This window comes from Streptomyces sp. NPDC018263, assembly GCF_055562575.1.
In genome coordinates this window covers 634556-651292 of sequence record NZ_JBVHFA010000004.1, presented here as the reverse complement: position 1 = coordinate 651292, position 16737 = coordinate 634556, and the positions used below count along the sequence as shown (strand labels likewise).

Below are 16737 nucleotides of genomic sequence, written 5' to 3'. Positions count from 1 at the left end.
CTAGGGGGCCTCTCGTCCGGCGCGGGCGCGGCGGTGGGCTGCCACGCGCTCGCGGGTGGCGCAGCGGCGTGAGCAGTAGCGACGGGGCGGGCCGCTGCCCTGGGTGACGTAGACGTTGTCGCAGCTTGCGGAGTCGGCATAGCGACCGGCGGGCTGTGTGCTGTGTGAGTGGCTCGCCGGGCCGCTGGTCAGGGGTGGGTGCTGGGCACGGCGCGGGCCGTCGCTTCCCCCTGCTGTCGCTTCGTGCGGCGCGCTGCCGTACCGCCCCCGCAGGGGTACCCGCACCTGGGCCGAGCGGTCGAGCGCGCCGGGGGGTGGACGTGCTTGACATGAAAATCGAACATACATTCTTATGGAGGCTCAGGCGAGGCCGACGGCAGGGATTTCAGTACGGTTCGGGTAGGGATGTACCCCAGTTATCCACAGGCCGGGCTGGCGTCGGGGCGCGTTGTCAGTGGCAGGCGTTAGCGTCTTTGACGTGAAGCGATCGACTCAAGCAAACCGGGTGGAACCCATGGCAGGAACCGACCGCGAGAAGGCGCTCGACGCCGCGCTCGCACAGATTGAACGACAATTCGGCAAGGGCGCAGTGATGCGCATGGGCGAGCGGTCGATGGAGCCCATCGAGGTCATCCCGACCGGCTCGACCGCCCTCGACGTGGCTCTCGGCGTCGGTGGTCTGCCGCGCGGCCGAGTCGTGGAGATCTACGGCCCGGAGTCCTCCGGTAAGACGACCCTCACCCTGCACGCCGTGGCCAACGCGCAGAAGGCCGGCGGCCAGGTCGCCTTCATCGACGCGGAGCACGCCCTCGACCCCGAGTACGCGAAGAAGCTCGGCGTCGACATCGACAACCTGATCCTCTCCCAGCCGGACAACGGCGAGCAGGCGCTGGAGATCGTGGACATGCTGGTCCGCTCCGGCGCCCTCGACCTCATCGTCATCGACTCCGTCGCGGCGCTCGTCCCGCGCGCGGAGATCGAGGGCGAGATGGGCGACAGTCACGTGGGTCTCCAGGCCCGCCTGATGAGCCAGGCCCTGCGGAAGATCACCAGCGCGCTCAACCAGTCCAAGACCACCGCGATCTTCATCAACCAGCTCCGCGAGAAGATCGGCGTCATGTTCGGCTCGCCGGAGACCACGACCGGTGGCCGCGCGCTGAAGTTCTACGCCTCGGTGCGCATCGACATCCGCCGCATCGAGACCCTGAAGGACGGCACGGACGCGGTCGGCAACCGCACCCGCTGCAAGGTCGTCAAGAACAAGGTCGCCCCGCCGTTCAAGCAGGCCGAGTTCGACATCCTCTACGGCCAGGGCATCAGCCGCGAGGGCGGTCTGATCGACATGGGCGTGGAGCACGGCTTCGTCCGCAAGGCCGGCGCCTGGTACACGTACGAGGGCGACCAGCTCGGCCAGGGCAAGGAGAACGCCCGCAACTTCCTCAAGGACAACCCCGACCTCGCCAACGAGATCGAGAAGAAGATCAAGGAGAAGCTGGGCGTCGGAGTGCGTCCCGAGCAGCCCGCCGCCGAGCCGGGCACGGACGCCGCCGCGGTCACCGCCCCGGTCGCCGACGCGAAGGCCACGGACGCCAAGGCGGCCCCCGCCCCGGCCAAGGCCACCAAGCCCAAGGCCGCCGCAGCCAAGAGCTGACCCGTGACGCGACGAACCGACTGGGCCGAGTACGACCACTCCGCGTCCGGTGCCCCACGGGGGAGGGGCATCGGAGGCGACCCGGCCACGGCCGCGCCCGGTGACGACGCGGACGGACACGAGGACAGCCACCCGGCGCCACGCCGGTCCGGGTGGGACGGCACACGCTCGGAGGGGTCCCACGGGGGCGGCTCCTCCCGGCGCGGCCGTCGGCGGCGCGGCTTCGGGGAGCCGGCCGGCACGGACGAGGACACCCCGCGCTCGTCGAGGGCCGGGCAAGGGGTGTCCTCCACGGAGGCGGACCCGGCCGAGAAGGCGCGGAACATCTGTCTGCGCCTGCTCACCGGAACCCCGCGCACCCGCAAGCAGCTCGCGGACGCCCTGCGCAAGCGGGAGATCCCGGACGAGGTCGCCGAGGAGGTGCTGTCGCGGTTCGAGGAGGTCGGACTCATCAACGACAGTGCCTTCGCGGACGCCTGGGTGGAGTCGCGGCACCACGGCCGGGGGCTGGCCCGTCGCGCCCTCGCCCGTGAACTGCGCACCAAGGGAGTCGACTCGGCGCTGATCGAGGAGGCCGTGGGACAACTCGACTCCGAGCAGGAGGAGACGACCGCCCGCGAGCTGGTGGACCGCAAGCTGCGCGCCACCCGTGGGCTCGACCGGGACAAACGGCTCCGCCGTCTCGCCGGGATGCTCGCCCGCAAGGGGTATCCCGAGGGCATGGCCCTCCGCGTCGTCCGCCAGGCGCTGGAGGAAGAGGGCGAGGACACGGAGTTCCTGGCGGAGGACGGTTTCTGACGGGCGGCCAGGGCGGTCCGCTCAGGGCGTCGAGCCCCGAGCGGACGTACGTCTAGGCCACCGTCTCCACCGGCAGCCCCGCCGCGCGCCACGCCTGGAAGCCGCCCACCAGGTCGGTCGCGCGCCGCAGTCCGAGCTGGTGCAGGGAGGCCGCCGCCAGGCTGGAGGCGTAGCCCTCGTTGCAGATGATCACGACCCGCAGATCGTGCCCGGTGGCCTCCGGCACCCGGTGGCTGCCCTGCGGGTCGAGCCGCCACTCCAGCTCGTTGCGCTCGATCACCAGGGCGCCGGGGATCAGTCCGTCCCGGTCGCGCAGGGCCGCGTAGCGGATGTCGACCAGCAGGGCCTTACCGGCGCGCGCTGCCTCGTGCGCCGCCCGGGCCTCGACGCGCCGGTAGCCGGAGCGGACGCGGTCCAGCAGTTCGTCGATCCCGACCGGACGCAGTGCGTCGCCGTCGCCGCTCACTGCCAGTCCTCCGGACGCTCGACCTGCTCCAGCCGGAGCACCTGGCCGGTGCGGCTGTAGCGGCGGATGCGCGGCAGCGGCGGGTAGTAGGCGTGGACCGACACCGCGTGCCGGTCGGGGGAGTCGTTGAACACCTCGTGCACATGGTGCCGGCCGAAGGCGCGGCCCTGACCGGCGCCGAGACGGCGTTCGCGGTCGATGTCCTCGGTGAGTTCCAGGGTCCGCCAGCCGTCCGTGGGCAGCCGGGCGGCCAGCGAGTTCTCGTGCAGTTCCCCGGACGCGGTGAGGAAGGCGCCGACCGAGTCGGCGTGGTCGTGCCAGCCCGTACCGGTGCCGGGTGGCCAGCCGATCAGCCACGCCTCGCTGCCGCCCGGTCCCTCCAGCCGCAGCCAGGTGCGGCCCTCGGGGTCGAGCGGGAGGGAGGCGATCAGTTCCGCGTCGTCAGCGGCGCGCCGGACGAAGTCGAGCAGCTCGGCCTGGCCGGGAGCCGAGGAGGGGGTGGGGGCGGGGGAGGGGGAAGTGAGGGGGGAGACAGACATGTGCACCGTCCTGAAGAGGGTTCGCCGAACGGGCGCGCGACGGCGCCCGGAAAGGGGGATGCGAATTCAGCAGGACGGACGACACACGCAGCCCGCGTAGCGGAGCAGGTCCATATGGACCCTCCGCCACAGGCGTACACGGGTGTCGGTCACGATCCGGAGTACAGCATGCCGCCGCACTCCGGTCAATCGATCGTCATCATGTGGACAGGGGAAGCCCGAGCCCGAGGTCAGCGCACCCCCGAACCGGCCTCCGCCTCCTCCTTCACGGCGTCCTCCAACGGCACCGCGCCGCCGAGCGCGGCCTCCGCCGCGGCGTACAGATCGGCGGGCCGCACCCCGCTGAGCGCGGTGACCAGATGGCCGTCGGGGCGCACCAGGAGCACGCTGTGCGCCGGGGCTCCCGGATAGCTCTCCGCGACCAGCAGCTCCGCCCGGTGCGGCAGCGCGGTCACCGCGGCCGCGAGCCGGGGCATCACCCCGGCGGACATCCAGTGTTTGCGGTCCCACACCCCCGTACCCGGCGCGATCAGGACGACGAGCAGCGCTCCCCGGCCCAGTCGGTCGCGCAGCCGTACGAAGGAGCCGTCCTCCGCGGTGACCCGTACATCGGTGACGGGGGCGCCGGGCGCGGTGTCGACCGGGATCTCGCCCTCCAGGTAGCGGGGCGCGAGCGGCGAGGTGGCGTACGCCCCCGGCTCGCCGAGCGCTCCCCGGCCCAGGTGACCGTCCGTCATCAGGGTGTCCTGGTTACGGGCCGCGCCGGGTACGTAGCCGCGCAGTCCGCCGGTGCCGCGCAGTACCGGGAGCAGTTGGTCGGCGGCGCGCAGCCGGGCGGCGACCACCGCGCGCCGCTCGGCCTGGTAGCTGTCGAGCAGCGCCTCGTGCGAGCCGTGGTGCCAGGCGACGGCCAGCTTCCAGGCGAGGTTGTCGGCGTCCCGCAGCCCCTCGTCGAGCCCCTGCGTGCCGAGCGCGCCGAGCAGGTGGGCGGCGTCACCGGCGAGGAACACCCGGCCGGAGCGCCAGCGGCGGGCGAGCCGGTGGTGGACGGCGTGCACACCGGTGTCGAGGAGGTCGTAGGCCGGGACCGTGCCGCCGTTCCAGCCCGCCAGCGTCTTGCGGACGTTGCTCACGAGGAACTCGGGCGTGATCAGGTCCTTGCCGCCCGGCAGCAGCCAGTCCAGGCGCCATGTGCTGTCCGGCAGCGGCCGCGCGCTGACCTCGCTGGAGGGGTGCCCGGACGACCGCCACGGCGGCGTCCGGTGCAGCAACGCGCTGCCCTCCCATGGGAGTTCGACACGGAGGGTGGCGACCGCGTGCCGTTCCACCGCGGTCCGGCCGGGGAAGCGGATGTCCAGCAGCTTGCGGACCGTGGAGCGGGGGCCGTCGCAGCCGACGAGGTGACTGCCCCGCCACCAGGTGCCCCGGGGGCCGCGGGTGTGCGCGGTGACGCCGGAGCGCTCCTGTTCGAGGGAGTCGAGGCGGCTGTCCGGGGCGACCTCGACCAGCGGTTCGGCGTCGGCGGCCGCGCGCAGGGCGGCGGTGAGGACGTGCTGTTCGATGTGGACCGGCGCGGGGTCGCCGGCCGCGAAGGCGATCTCGCTCACCACCTGCCTGCGCCGCTGCGACCGCCAGCCGGTCCAGCGCAGCCCCAGCTCAACGACCGGAACCGCAGTCAGCCGCTCCAGGAGTGCCGCGGTGTCCTCGCGCAGGACGACGGTGCGCGCAGGCCGGGGTTCGTCCTTGCCGCCGGTCTCGTCGAGGACGACGGACGGCACCTCCTGGCGGGCCAGTGCCAGGGCGAGGGTGAGCCCGACGGGCCCCGCTCCGACGATGATCACCGGGTCCACGGTGTGGCGCCCCCTGCCCATGACGATGCCTCGACGAACACGCGGGAACAGGAAGGTGAAGCGGGGTGCACGATCACAGAACGTATGCAACCCATTGGCAGAGTATGCGTCAAGTGACCGGGGCCCGTGGCGATCACCTCACCAGGATCGGGTACGGAGCCCAGGACCGCAATGGGGGGCCGGGGCGGCTGTACGCGCCGTCCCGGCCCCCGAGGGCTTGCCTGAGCGGGTGTCAGGCCGTCGTGCCGACGGGTGCCGAACCGCCGGCGTCACCCGCGTTGAGGTCATCGACCGTGCCGGCCCCGAGCACCGCGCCGGTGCCGCGCGTGCTGCGGCGCAGCCGGCCCTCCAGCCAGGAGGCGAAGGAGGTGAGCAGGAAGTTCAGCACGATGTAGAGGACCGCCACCACGGCGAAGCTCTGGATGACGTTGGCGTAGTTGGCCGCCAGGGTGCTGCGGGCGTTGAGCAGGTCGGTGAACTGGAGCATCACACCGCCGAGCGCCGTGTCCTTCACGATCACCACGAGCTGGCTGACGATGGCCGGGAGCATCGCGGTGACGGCCTGCGGCAGCAGGATGCCCGCCATGGTCTGGCCCTTGCGCAGGCCGATGGCGTACGCGGCCTCCGTCTGCCCCTTCGGCAGCGAGAGGATGCCGGCCCGGACGACCTCGGCGAGCACCGAGGCGTTGTACAGCACCAGGCCGGTGACGACGGCGTACAGCGGCCGGGAGTCACTGGGGATGTCGGTGGAGCGGACGTAGAACTCACCGGCGAACAGCATCAGCAGCAGCACCGGGATGGCGCGGAAGAACTCCACGACCACGCCCGCCGGTACGCGCACCCAGCGGTGGTCGGACATCCGGGCTATGCCGAGTATCGCGCCCAGGGGCAGCGCGATGACCATGGACAGCGCGGCGGCCTTCAGGGTGTTGCCGAGGCCGGGCAGCAGATAGGTGGTCCACGCCTCGCCGGTGGTGAAGGGCTTCCACAGCGCCCACGCCCACTGGCCCTTGTCGTCCAGCTTCATCACGGCCCACCACAGCGCCAGGCCGAGCAGGACGAAGAAGACGACCGAGAGGACGACATTGCGTGTCCGGGCGCGGGGGCCGGGCGTGTCGTAGAGGACGGAACTCATCGCTTCACCGCCAGTCGCTTGCCGAGCCAGCCCAGGAGGAGGCCGGTCGGCAGGGTCAGTACCACGAAGCCGAGGGCGAAGACGGTGCCGATGGCGACGGTCTGGGCCTCGTTCTCGATCATCGTCTTCATCAGGGTGGCGGCTTCGGCCACGCCGATGGCGGCCGCCACCGTGGTGTTCTTGGTCAGGGCGATCAGGACGTTGGCCAGCGGGCCGATGACCGCGCGGAACGCCTGCGGCAGCACGATCAGCCGCAGCGTCTGCGAGAAGCTCAGCCCGATGGCGCGGGCCGCCTCGGCCTGCCCGACCGGCACCGTGTTGATGCCGGAGCGGATCGCCTCGCACACGAACGCGGCCGTGTAGGCGACCAGTCCGAGCACGGCCAGCCGGAAGCCCTGGATCTTGAAGTCCTCGGCGCCCATGGTGACGCCGAAGATGTCGGCGAGGCCGAGCGAGGTGAACAGGATGATGATCGTCAGCGGGATGTTCCGCACGATGTTGACGTAGGCGGTGCCGAATCCGCGCATCAGCGGGACGGGGCTGACCCGCATGCCGGCCAGCAGGATGCCCCAGACGAGGGAGCCGACGCCGGAGAAGACGGTGAGCTGCACCGTCGTCCAGAACGCCCCCAGGACGTCGTAGCCTTCAAGAAAGTCGAACACGTTCTCCCGCGCTTCCGGGTGTGTGGCCTACGGGGTGGTCGGGGCGCGCCGCCGTCCGGGAAGCGGTGGACGGCGGCGCGGGCCGTGGACCGTGCGGAGCCCGCCAGGTCCTCGCGTCGTGGGCGCTGGGCCTACTTGACGATGTCGCCGATCTTCGGGGCGGGCTCGTTCTTGTACTCGGCCGGGCCGAAGTTCTTCTCGACGGCCTTGTCCCACGACTTGTCGGAGACCATCTGCTCCAGCGCCTTGTTGATCTTGTCGACGGTCGCGGAGTCGCCCTTCTTGACGCCGATGCCGTAGTTCTCGTTGCTGAGCTTCAGGCCCGCGAGCGCGAACTGGCCCTTGTACTTGTCCTGCGCGGCGAAGCCCGCGAGGATCGAGTCGTCCGTGGTGAGCGCGTCGACGGCGCCGCTCTGGAGACCGGCGACGCACTCCGAGTAGCCGGACAGTTCACGCAGGTTGGCCTTCGGGGCGATCGTCTTCTGGACGTTCTGCGCCGAGGTGGAACCGGTCACGGAACACAGCTTCTTGCCGTTGAGGTCCGTGCCCTTGGTGATGTCGGAGCCCTTCTTCACCAGCAGGTCCTGGTGGGCCAGCAGGTACGGGCCGGCGAAGTCCACCTTCTGCTTGCGCTCGTCGGTGATGGAGTAGGTGGCCGCGATGAACTTGACGTCGCCGCGCTGAAGGGCGTTCTCGCGGTCGGCGCTCTTGGTCTCGACCCACTCGATCTGGTTCGGCTGGTAGCCGAGCTGCTTGGCGACGTAGGTGGCGACGTCCACGTCGAAGCCGGAGAAGGAGCCGTCGGGCTGCTTCAGACCGAGGCCCGGCTGGTCGAACTTGATGCCGATCTTGATCTTCTTGCCGCCCGCGGCGTCGTCCTTCTTGTCGCCGCCGCAGGCGGTGACGGACACGGCGAGCGCGAGCACGACGGCGGAGGCGGCGGTGACCTTGCGGAGCTTCATGGTGGACATCCTTTGCGTGATGCGTGACGGAGCGAACGTGAGAAAGAGCGCGAGGGCGCGGGCCGCCGTGCGGACGGCCCCGGGCCGCCCGGGGGTCCGGACGGCCGGGTCGGCACGGTCGGCGCGCTCGGCGCGCGAGCCCGGCCCGCGGCTCAGTGGTGCAGGATCTTGGACAGGAAGTCCTTGGCCCGGTCGCTGCGCGGATTGCTGAAGAACTGCTCGGGGTCGGCCTGTTCGATGATCCGGCCGTCCGCCATGAAGACCACGCGGTTGGCGGCCGAGCGGGCGAAGCCCATCTCGTGGGTGACGACGACCATCGTCATGCCCTCGCGGGCCAACTGCTGCATGACCTCGAGGACTTCGTTGATCATCTCGGGGTCGAGGGCCGACGTGGGCTCGTCGAAGAGCATCACCTTCGGGCCCATCGCCAGCGCCCGCGCGATGGCCACGCGCTGCTGCTGACCGCCGGACAACTGCGCCGGGTACTTGTCGGCCTGGCTGCCGACGCCGACCCGGTCGAGCAGGGCGCGCGCCTGCTCCTCGGCCTTCTTCTTGTCCGTCCTGCGGACCTTGAGCTGGCCCAGCATCACGTTCTCGAGCACGGTCTTGTGCGCGAAGAGGTTGAAGGACTGGAACACCATCCCGACGTCCGCGCGCAGCTTGGCCAGCGCCTTGCCCTCCTGGGGCAGCGGCTTGCCGTCGATGGTGATGCTGCCGGAGTCGATCGTCTCCAGACGGTTGATGGTGCGGCACAGGGTCGACTTGCCGGACCCGGACGGCCCGATGACCACGACGACCTCGCCGCGGCCGATCGTCAGGTCGATCTCCTGGAGCACATGCAACGCGCCGAAGTGCTTGTTGACGCTCTTCAGGACGACCAGGTCGTCGGACGCGGCCACGTCTTCCTTGGCCACCGCTACTTCGGTCATCGCTCTCGGGCTCCGTCCTCCTCGGTTTCGGTGGACAGTAGTGACGACCCCGCGCCCGCGTCATCACATCTGAGGTGAATCTGAGCATCACGATCCGATAGCAATCGGACACGTGTCGTAGCACTTGCGTTCTGTGCGCGTATCGGCCGGATAACGGAAGGCTTGGGCAACCGGAACGCTCTTGACGGCGTCGTCCTTCATCGGCGTCACTGCATGGTGCACACGCGCGCACCATCGGTACGCGCCCGAGAAGAACGCAGACCGTACGAACGCCGAACTGAAGGGGGCCGGGATGAGACTGCTGCTCGTCGAGGACGACAACCACGTCGCCGCGGCCCTCTCCGCGGTCCTCGCCCGGCACGGCTTCGACGTCACCCACGCCCGCAGCGGCGAGGAGGCGCTCCAGGCGCTCGTCCCCGAGGGCCCCGGCTTCGGCGTGATCCTGCTCGACCTCGGCCTGCCCGACCAGGACGGCTACGAGGTCTGCGGCAAGATCCGCAAGCGCACCGGCACCCCGGTCATCATGGTCACCGCCCGCTCCGACATACGCTCCCGCATCCACGGGCTCAACCTGGGCGCCGACGACTACGTGGTGAAGCCGTACGACACCGGCGAACTCCTCGCCCGTATCCACGCCGTCAGCCGCCGCACCGTCCCCGAGGACGCCGTGACCGGCGACGACAGCGCCGCCCTGCTGCTCGGCACCGTCCGCATCGAACTGCCCACCCGGCAGGTCAGCGTGGCCGGGGTCACCGTCCCGCTGACCCGCAAGGAGTTCGACCTGCTCGCGCTGCTCGCCCAGCGTCCCGGTGTGGTCTTCCGGCGGGAGCAGATCATCAGCGAGGTGTGGCGCACCAGTTGGGAAGGGACCGGGCGCACGCTGGAGGTGCATGTGGCGTCGCTGCGCGCCAAGCTGCGGATGCCCGCGCTGATCGAGACCGTGCGCGGGGTCGGCTACCGGCTCGTCGCCCCGGCCGGATAGCGGGGCCGGGTGCGCGCTCGGCTCCTGCCGCTGCTCATCGTGCTGATGGCGGCCGTGCTCCTCGCGCTCGGCGTACCGCTCGCCGTCAGCGTGGCCGCGGCCGAGCAGCAGCGCGTCATCGTGGACCGGATAGACGACACCGCGCGCTTCGCCGCGCTCGCCCAGTTCGTCACCGACACCCCGAGCGGCAGCCGCTCCACCGCCCCCGACGAGCGCCTCCAGACCCTCCACCGCGAGCTGGAGAGCTACCACGACGTCTACGACATCCGTGCCGGCGTCTTCTACAGCGACCGCTCCGCCATGGTCAACGCGCCGGGCGACTGGCTCGTACCGCAGGAGGGGGCGGTCCGGGCGGCCTTCGAGGAGGCGCTGCTGAGCCGCCGCAGCCACGACCCGGGCCAGGTGTGGCCCTGGCAGCGGTCCCGGCTCGTGGTGGCCTCGCCGGTCATCCGGGACGGGGACGTGGTCGCGGTCGTCGTCACCGACTCGCCCACCGAGCAGATGCGGTGGCGGGTGCTGCGCGGCTGGGCGCTGATCGCGGCCGGGGAGATCGCGGCGATGCTGCTCGCGGTGGGCGCGGCGCTGCGGCTGACCGGCTGGGTGCTGCTGCCGGTCCGCATCCTGGACGCCACCACCCACGACATCGCCACCGGACGCCTGAAGTCCCGCGTCGCGGTCGGTGGCGGGCCGCCTGAACTGCGGCGACTGGCAAGGTCGTTCAACGAGATGGCGGACAACGTCGAGGACGTGCTGGAGCAGCAGCGTGCCTTTGTCGCGGATGCTTCCCATCAACTGCGCAACCCCCTTTCGGCTCTGCTTCTGCGGATCGAACTGCTCTCTCTCGAACTCCCCGAGGGCAACGAGGAGATCGCCTCCGTGCGCACCGAGGGCAAGCGGCTGGCCCAGGTGCTGGACGACCTGCTCGACCTGGCGCTGGCCGAGCACGCCGAGACCGAGGCCCGGCTGACCGACATCGGCGCGCTGGCCGGGGAACGGGTCGCCGCCTGGACACCGACGGCCGAGGCCAAGGGTGTCCGGCTGGTGGGCGACTGCCCGCCCACGACCGCCTGGTCCGACGCGATCTCCCTGTCCAGCGCGCTGGACGCGGTGATCGACAACGCGGTCAAGTTCACCCCCGAGCACGGCACGGTCGAGGTCGGTGTCCTCGCCAGTGGTGACACCACCACCGTCCAGGTCACCGACACCGGGCCGGGCCTGACCGACGACGAACTCCAGCGCGTGGGCGACCGGTTCTGGCGCAGCGGACGCCATCAGAACATCAAGGGCTCAGGACTCGGCCTGTCCATCACCCGCGCCCTGCTCGCCGCGACGGGCTGCTCCATCTCCTACGGCCACCACGAGCCCGAGGGTCTGCGGGTCACCGTCACCCTGCCCCGGCACGCCCCCGTGCCTGGCCCCCGTCAGGGTTTGACGGAGCGGTAGTAGCGCCGGGCGCCGTTGTGCAGGGGAAGCGGGTCGGTGTAGATGGCGGTGCGCAGATCCACGCGCTGCGCGGAGTGCACGTGCTTGCCTATCTCGTCCCGGCTCTTGATCACGATGCGGGTTATCCACTCCGTGAGCCTCGGGTCCAGGTCCGAGCGCGTCATCAGCAGGTTGGACACCGCGATGGTGGCCACGGTGGAGCCGCCCTGCACGAGCGGATACGCGGACTGGGGCATGTTGGTCGCCCGGTAGTAGCGCGCCGCCTCCCCCTCGGCGTGCAACTGGGAGACGAGCTTCCCCTCTATCGGTATGAACCGGAACCCCGACTTGTCCGCCAGCTCCGACAGTCCGCCGGTCGGTAGACCCCCGGACCAGAAGAACGCGTCGATGTGGTGGTCCGCCAGCATGTCCGGACCGGTGTCGATCCCGGCGGCCACGGGGACGATGTCCTTCTCCGGGTCGATCCCGGCGGCCTTCAGCACACCGTTCGCGATCAACCGCACCCCGGAGTTGGGCAGCCCGGTGGCCACCCGCTTGTTCCGGAGGTCGGCGACGCTGTCGATCTTCGCGCCGGGCGCCACGATGAGCTGTACGTAGTCGTCGTAGAGCCGGGCCACCCCGCGCAGCCGGTGCTCGGCGGGGTGCGCCTGCTCGTACGTCTGCACCGCGTCGGCCGCCGCGATGGTGAAGTCGGCCTTGCCGGATGCCACCCGCTGCACGTTCTCCTGCGAACCGGCGCTGCTGGTGAGCTTCACGGTCAGACCCGGCATGTCCTTCGCCAGCTCGTTGCGCAGGCGGCGGCCGTACTCCTCGTACACCCCGCGGGTGCCGCCGGTGCTGAACACGATCGTCCCGCTCGGCGGTTTCTCGCCGAGCGGCGCCAGCCACCAGAGCAGCAGGCCGAGCACCACGACTCCCACGCCCGACGCCCACAGCAAGCGGCGCCGGCCGGGCAGCCGGGCGGAGATCTCGGCGAACGGGAACACCTTGGACATGCGGGCGATCCTGCCAGGCCGCAAGCGGGCCGACCAGGGCTGTGGACAACCGGACGGCCAGGTCTGCGGCCGCCTGTGGACAACCGGCCGGGCTGTCGGAGACGGCGGATACAGTCGCCGCATGAGCACTTCTCCCGCCCGACTCGTCAGCGAGTTCCACCGCGCCTTCGGTCTCGACGCCCGCGCCATACCCACCGAGATCAGTCCCGAACTTGCCGCGCACCGGGGGAAGCTGCTCGCCGAGGAGGCCGCGGAGGTGGCCGAGGTCTCGGTCACCGGCCCGCTCGACCACCTCGCGCAGGAACTGGCGGACGTGGTCTACGTCGCCTACGGCACCGCCCTGGTCCACGGCATCGACCTCGACGAGGTCATCGCCGAGATCCACCGCGCCAACATGAGCAAGGTCGGCCCGTCCGGCGAGATCAGCCGCCGCGAGGACGGCAAGGTCCTCAAGGGCGAGCACTACCGGGCGCCCGATGTGTCGGCGGTCCTGCGCCGCCAGGGCTGGGCCGCGGCGGAGGGCTGACGACCCGGCTGTGTCCCCGGTCACGGGCCGCCGGGAGCGGGGACGGAGGGCCTCCGGGGACCGCCTACCCTTGACCCATGACCACCAGCAGCGACCGGAGCCCGGCAGTGGACGTTCGAGAAGCCAAGACGTACGAGGTGCGCACCTACGGGTGCCAGATGAACGTCCACGACTCCGAGCGATTGTCCGGGCTGCTCGAGGACGCCGGCTATGTGCGGGCGCCCGAGGGTTCGGACGGCGACGCCGACGTGGTCGTGTTCAACACGTGCGCGGTCCGCGAGAACGCGGACAACCGGCTCTACGGCAACCTCGGCCGACTCGCGCCGCGGAAGGTGTCGCGGCCCGGTATGCAGATCGCGGTCGGCGGCTGCCTCGCGCAGAAGGACCGCGACACCATCGTGAAGCGGGCGCCCTGGGTGGACGTCGTCTTCGGCACGCACAACATCGGCAAGCTGCCCGTGCTGCTGGAGCGCGCCCGCGTCCAGGAGGAGGCGCAGGTCGAGATCGCCGAGTCGCTGGAGGCGTTCCCCTCCACCCTGCCGACCCGGCGCGAGAGCGCGTACGCGGCCTGGGTGTCGATCTCCGTCGGCTGCAACAACACCTGCACCTTCTGCATCGTCCCGGCGCTGCGCGGCAAGGAGAAGGACCGCAGGACCGGCGACATCCTCGCCGAGATCGAGGCGCTGGTCGCCGAGGGCGTCAGCGAGATCACCCTGCTCGGGCAGAACGTCAACGCCTACGGCTCCGACATCGGTGACCGCGAGGCGTTCAGCAAGCTGCTGCGGGCCTGCGGAAAGATCGAGGGCCTGGAGCGCGTCCGCTTCACCTCCCCGCACCCCCGCGACTTCACCGACGACGTGATCGCCGCCATGGCCGAGACGCCGAACGTGATGCCGCAGCTCCACATGCCGCTCCAGTCAGGTTCGGACACCGTCCTGAAGGCGATGCGCCGCTCGTACCGGCAGGAGCGCTACCTCGGCATCATCGAGAAGGTCCGCGCCGCCATCCCGCACGCGGCCATCACCACCGACATCATCGTGGGCTTCCCCGGCGAGACCGAGGAGGACTTCGAGGAGACCATGAAGGTGGCCCGCGAGGCCCGCTTCGCGCAGGCGTTCACCTTCCAGTACTCCAAGCGCCCCGGCACCCCCGCCGCGACCATGGAGGGCCAGATCCCCAAGGAGGTCGTGCAGGCGCGCTACGAGCGCCTCGTCGCCCTCCAGGAGGAGATCTCCTGGGAGGAGAACAAGAAGCAGGTCGGCCGCACCCTGGAGCTGATGGTCGCCGAGGGCGAGGGCCGCAAGGACGGCGCCACCCACCGCCTCTCCGGCCGCGCCCCCGACAACCGCCTGGTCCACTTCACCAAGCCGGACGACGAGGTCCGCCCCGGCGACGTCGTCACCGTCGAGGTGACCTACGCCGCCCCGCACCACCTCCTCGCCGAGGGCCCCGTCCTCGCCGTGCGCCGCACGCGCGCGGGCGACGCCTGGGAGAAGCGCAACGCCGCAGAGAGCGCCGAGAAGGCCGGCGTCATGCTCGGCCTGCCGAAGATCGGCGTTCCCGCGCCGCTGCCGGCCGCCACGAGCGGCTGCGGCTGCGACTGACCCGTACCGCGCCTCACCCCCGGTCCACGGCGTGCGCGGGCCGGGGGTGAGGCGGGTTACGCTGCCGATCATGCTTGTCGCAGCCGCCGTCTGCCCCTGCCCGCCGTTGCTCGTCCCCGAGGTCGCCGCGGGTGCCGCGCCCGAACTGGACGCCGCCCGAGCCGCCTGCGCGGACGCGCTCGGCGTCCTCGCCGCCGCCCGCCCCGACCGCCTGGTGGTCGTCGGCCCCGCCGAGCGGGGCGGACGCCACCCGCAGGGCACCCGGGGTTCCTTCCGCGGCTTCGGTGTCGGCCTCGAGGTGACGCTCGGCCCCGGTAACGCGCCCGGCCCTGAGCTGCCCGCCTCCCTGGCCGTCGCCGCGTGGCTGCTGGAGCGGACCGGCTGGGCGGATGTACCGGTCGAGGGAGTGGCCGTGGCAGCGGATCTCCCCGCCGACCGGTGTGCCGCGCTCGGCGCGGAGATCACCGCAGGGAACGACCGGACCGCCCTGCTGGTGATGGGCGACGGCAGCGCCTCCCGCACGCTCAAGGCGCCCGGCTACCTCGACGACCGCGCGGCCCCCTTCGACGCGGAGGCCGCACGCGCCCTCGCCGCCGCCGACCTCGCGGCCCTCGCCGCACTCGACACCGCTCTCGCCCGCGAACTCCAGGCGTCCGGCCGCGCCCCCTGGCAGGTCCTCGCCGCGGCGGCCGAAGGCGCGGGCCTGGACGGCACCCTGCTGTACGACGAGGCGCCGTACGGCGTCGGCTACCTCGTCGCCGCCTGGAGCTAGCCCTTCGGCGGGGTCTGGGGGCCGGCCTGCGGGCCGTCGCCCGGCTTCTGACCCTCCTGGCCGAGGCGGTCCACCGCTTCCTTCGCCTTGTCCGTACCGGCGTGGATCTTGTCGGTGTACTTGCCCTTGGTCCGCTGGTCCACCACCTGAGCGGCCTTGTCGAGACCGTCCTGCACCTTGTCGCCGTGCTGCCGGGCCAGGTCCGTCACCTTGTCCTTGGCCGGGCCGAGCGCGGCCTTCACATTGTCGAACAGACCCATGATCCACCTTCCGGAACAACCCAAATGCGCGTGATGCGTCGCCTGGGAGGGACGTTACCCCTGCCCAGAGGGCCTCACACCACGCGATCACCCTGGGCCACGTCCGTGACCCCTGCCCGCCCAGCCGCTCATCACGCACCGTCGGCCACCGGCCGGCCCGCGGGGTTTGCGAGACTGGTGCGGTGAGCAGTGCATCCCCCGCCCCCCGTGTCATCGCCGTCGTCGGCCCCACCGCGGCCGGAAAGTCTGACCTCGGCGTCTTCCTGGCCCAGCAGCTCGGCGGCGAGGTCATCAACGCCGACTCGATGCAGCTCTACCGGGGGATGGACATCGGCACCGCCAAGCTCACCCCCGAGGAACGCGGCGGCATCCCGCACCATCTGCTCGACATCTGGGACGTCACGGTCGCCGCCTCCGTCGCCGAGTACCAGAAGCTGGCCCGCGCCCGCATCGACGCCCTCCTCGCCGAGGGCCGCTGGCCGATCCTGGTCGGCGGCTCCGGGCTGTACGTGCGCGGGGCCGTCGACAACCTGGAGTTCCCCGGCACCGACCCCGAGGTCCGGGCCCGCCTGGAGGACGAGCTGGCCCTGCGCGGCCCCGGCGCCCTGCACGCCCGGCTGGCCGCCGCCGACCCCGAAGCCGCCCGCGCCATCCTGCCCAGCAACGGCCGCCGCATCGTCCGCGCCCTGGAGGTCATCGAGATCACCGGGCGCCCCTTCACCGCCAACCTCCCCGGCCACGACTCGGTCTACGACACCCTCCAGATCGGCGTCGACGTCGCCCGCCCCGAGCTGGACGAGCGCATCGCCCGCCGCGTCGACCTCATGTGGGAGGCCGGACTCGTGGACGAGGTGCGCGCGCTGGAGGCCCAGGGGCTGCGCGAGGGCCGTACCGCGTCCCGCGCGCTGGGCTACCAGCAGGTGCTCAACGCGCTCGCCGGGGAGTGCACCGAGGAGGAGGCGCGCGTGGAGACGGTGCGCACCACCAAGCGCTTCGCGCGCCGCCAGGACACCTGGTTCCGGCGCGACCCCAGGGTCCACTGGCTCAGCGGGGCGGCGGCGGACCGCGGGGAACTTCCGGGACGGGCGCTGACGTTGGTCGAACGAGCGGTCACAGCCTGATCACGTCCTGGCATCGGGATGCGCCACCGGTCAGCCCGGCCT

Annotated in this window: 18 protein-coding genes and 1 pseudogene; 8 read left to right on the top strand and 11 right to left on the bottom strand. The window is 71.4% G+C overall.

The annotated features are described in order from the left end of the window. Window positions 1–132: pseudogene (locus ACZ3HQ_RS15310) on the bottom strand (CGNR zinc finger domain-containing protein); the annotation flags it as partial. 382 nt (window positions 133–514) lie between these two features. Here ACZ3HQ_RS15310 and recA point away from each other — a divergent pair. Next, window positions 515–1651, top strand: coding sequence for a recombinase RecA (recA, locus tag ACZ3HQ_RS15305; RefSeq protein ID WP_467511013.1), 1137 nt, complete (start codon window positions 515–517; stop codon window positions 1649–1651). Between the two features lie 3 nt (window positions 1652–1654). Then, window positions 1655–2449: a recombination regulator RecX gene (gene recX / locus ACZ3HQ_RS15300; RefSeq protein WP_467511011.1), complete on the top strand. Its 795-nt coding sequence runs from the start codon at window positions 1655–1657 to the stop codon at window positions 2447–2449. 52 nt (window positions 2450–2501) lie between these two features. On the opposite strand, the gene ACZ3HQ_RS15295 is transcribed toward recX, so the two are convergent. From ACZ3HQ_RS15295 to ACZ3HQ_RS15260, 8 genes are all read right to left on the bottom strand, one after another. Next, on the bottom strand, window positions 2502–2921 hold the full coding sequence (locus ACZ3HQ_RS15295; protein ID WP_467511082.1) for a rhodanese-like domain-containing protein: 420 nt from the start codon (window positions 2919–2921) through the stop codon (window positions 2502–2504). Continuing rightward, complete coding sequence (locus ACZ3HQ_RS15290; RefSeq protein ID WP_467511009.1) at window positions 2912–3454, bottom strand: cupin domain-containing protein; 543 nt, start codon at window positions 3452–3454, stop codon at window positions 2912–2914. The genes ACZ3HQ_RS15295 and ACZ3HQ_RS15290 overlap by 10 nt, the downstream gene beginning before the upstream one ends. Before the next feature lie 66 nt (window positions 3455–3520). Further along, on the bottom strand, window positions 3521–3607 hold the full coding sequence (locus ACZ3HQ_RS15285) for a putative leader peptide (RefSeq protein WP_324608464.1): 87 nt from the start codon (window positions 3605–3607) through the stop codon (window positions 3521–3523). A 77-nt stretch (window positions 3608–3684) separates the two neighbouring features. Further along, on the bottom strand, window positions 3685–5304 hold the full coding sequence (locus ACZ3HQ_RS15280; protein WP_467511080.1) for an FAD-dependent monooxygenase: 1620 nt from the start codon (window positions 5302–5304) through the stop codon (window positions 3685–3687). A gap of 232 nt (window positions 5305–5536) precedes the next feature. Further along, window positions 5537–6439, bottom strand: a complete 903-nt coding sequence (locus tag ACZ3HQ_RS15275; protein ID WP_467511007.1) for an amino acid ABC transporter permease — start codon at window positions 6437–6439, stop codon at window positions 5537–5539. Further along, window positions 6436–7101: an amino acid ABC transporter permease gene (locus ACZ3HQ_RS15270; RefSeq protein ID WP_467511005.1), complete on the bottom strand. Its 666-nt coding sequence runs from the start codon at window positions 7099–7101 to the stop codon at window positions 6436–6438. Before ACZ3HQ_RS15270 ends, ACZ3HQ_RS15275 begins: the two co-directional genes overlap by 4 nt. A 131-nt stretch (window positions 7102–7232) precedes the next feature. Then, window positions 7233–8063 (bottom strand): glutamate ABC transporter substrate-binding protein, encoded by an 831-nt coding sequence (locus ACZ3HQ_RS15265; protein WP_467511003.1) that lies wholly within the window; start codon window positions 8061–8063, stop codon window positions 7233–7235. A gap of 152 nt (window positions 8064–8215) precedes the next feature. Then, window positions 8216–8992 (bottom strand): amino acid ABC transporter ATP-binding protein, encoded by a 777-nt coding sequence (locus ACZ3HQ_RS15260; protein ID WP_467511001.1) that lies wholly within the window; start codon window positions 8990–8992, stop codon window positions 8216–8218. A 292-nt stretch (window positions 8993–9284) separates the two neighbouring features. Here ACZ3HQ_RS15260 and ACZ3HQ_RS15255 point away from each other — a divergent pair, with 292 nt between their 5' ends. Next, the gene (locus ACZ3HQ_RS15255; RefSeq protein WP_467510999.1) at window positions 9285–9974 is read left to right on the top strand and encodes a response regulator transcription factor; all 690 of its coding nucleotides are present in this window, start codon (window positions 9285–9287) and stop codon (window positions 9972–9974) included. A gap of 9 nt (window positions 9975–9983) precedes the next feature. After that, entirely contained in the window at window positions 9984–11417 is a 1434-nt protein-coding gene (locus ACZ3HQ_RS15250) for a sensor histidine kinase (protein ID WP_467510997.1), read from the top strand. On the opposite strand, the gene ACZ3HQ_RS15245 is transcribed toward ACZ3HQ_RS15250, so the two are convergent. Continuing rightward, window positions 11396–12412, bottom strand: a complete 1017-nt coding sequence (locus ACZ3HQ_RS15245; RefSeq protein WP_467510995.1) for a TAXI family TRAP transporter solute-binding subunit — start codon at window positions 12410–12412, stop codon at window positions 11396–11398. The genes ACZ3HQ_RS15250 and ACZ3HQ_RS15245 overlap by 22 nt on opposite strands. Before the next feature lie 121 nt (window positions 12413–12533). Here ACZ3HQ_RS15245 and ACZ3HQ_RS15240 point away from each other — a divergent pair, with 121 nt between their 5' ends. From ACZ3HQ_RS15240 to ACZ3HQ_RS15230, 3 genes are all read left to right on the top strand, one after another. Next, entirely contained in the window at window positions 12534–12938 is a 405-nt protein-coding gene (locus ACZ3HQ_RS15240) for a pyrophosphohydrolase domain-containing protein (RefSeq protein WP_467510993.1), read from the top strand. 77 nt (window positions 12939–13015) lie between these two features. Further along, a complete protein-coding gene (miaB, locus tag ACZ3HQ_RS15235) occupies window positions 13016–14542 on the top strand; it encodes a tRNA (N6-isopentenyl adenosine(37)-C2)-methylthiotransferase MiaB (RefSeq protein WP_467510991.1) in 1527 nt (508 codons plus the stop codon). A gap of 70 nt (window positions 14543–14612) precedes the next feature. After that, window positions 14613–15314 (top strand): class III extradiol ring-cleavage dioxygenase family protein, encoded by a 702-nt coding sequence (locus tag ACZ3HQ_RS15230; protein ID WP_467510989.1) that lies wholly within the window; start codon window positions 14613–14615, stop codon window positions 15312–15314. On the opposite strand, the gene ACZ3HQ_RS15225 is transcribed toward ACZ3HQ_RS15230, so the two are convergent. Further along, the gene (locus ACZ3HQ_RS15225; RefSeq protein ID WP_467510987.1) at window positions 15311–15574 is read right to left on the bottom strand and encodes an antitoxin; all 264 of its coding nucleotides are present in this window, start codon (window positions 15572–15574) and stop codon (window positions 15311–15313) included. The two genes, ACZ3HQ_RS15230 and ACZ3HQ_RS15225, sit on opposite strands and share 4 nt — an antisense overlap. 182 nt (window positions 15575–15756) lie before the next feature. Here ACZ3HQ_RS15225 and miaA point away from each other — a divergent pair, with 182 nt between their 5' ends. Then, a complete protein-coding gene (miaA, locus tag ACZ3HQ_RS15220; protein ID WP_467510985.1) occupies window positions 15757–16695 on the top strand; it encodes a tRNA (adenosine(37)-N6)-dimethylallyltransferase MiaA in 939 nt (312 codons plus the stop codon). Window positions 16696–16737 lie beyond the last annotated feature (42 nt).

Excerpts from the sequence above, each read along its gene's own strand:
- ACZ3HQ_RS15240 (WP_467510993.1), top strand. The coding sequence starts at position 12,534 with ATGAGCACTTCTCCCGCCCGACTCGTCAGCGAGTTCCACCGCGCCTTC.
- ACZ3HQ_RS15230 (WP_467510989.1), top strand. The coding sequence starts at position 14,613 with ATGCTTGTCGCAGCCGCCGTCTGCCCCTGCCCGCCGTTGCTCGTCCCC.
- ACZ3HQ_RS15260 (WP_467511001.1), bottom strand. The coding sequence starts at position 8,992 with ATGACCGAAGTAGCGGTGGCCAAGGAAGACGTGGCCGCGTCCGACGAC.
- recA (WP_467511013.1), top strand. The coding sequence starts at position 515 with ATGGCAGGAACCGACCGCGAGAAGGCGCTCGACGCCGCGCTCGCACAG.
- ACZ3HQ_RS15275 (WP_467511007.1), bottom strand. The coding sequence starts at position 6,439 with ATGAGTTCCGTCCTCTACGACACGCCCGGCCCCCGCGCCCGGACACGC.
- ACZ3HQ_RS15225 (WP_467510987.1), bottom strand. The coding sequence starts at position 15,574 with ATGGGTCTGTTCGACAATGTGAAGGCCGCGCTCGGCCCGGCCAAGGAC.
- miaB (WP_467510991.1), top strand. The coding sequence starts at position 13,016 with ATGACCACCAGCAGCGACCGGAGCCCGGCAGTGGACGTTCGAGAAGCC.
- ACZ3HQ_RS15245 (WP_467510995.1), bottom strand. The coding sequence starts at position 12,412 with ATGTCCAAGGTGTTCCCGTTCGCCGAGATCTCCGCCCGGCTGCCCGGC.
- ACZ3HQ_RS15265 (WP_467511003.1), bottom strand. The coding sequence starts at position 8,063 with ATGAAGCTCCGCAAGGTCACCGCCGCCTCCGCCGTCGTGCTCGCGCTC.
- ACZ3HQ_RS15290 (WP_467511009.1), bottom strand. The coding sequence starts at position 3,454 with ATGTCTGTCTCCCCCCTCACTTCCCCCTCCCCCGCCCCCACCCCCTCC.
- ACZ3HQ_RS15255 (WP_467510999.1), top strand. The coding sequence starts at position 9,285 with ATGAGACTGCTGCTCGTCGAGGACGACAACCACGTCGCCGCGGCCCTC.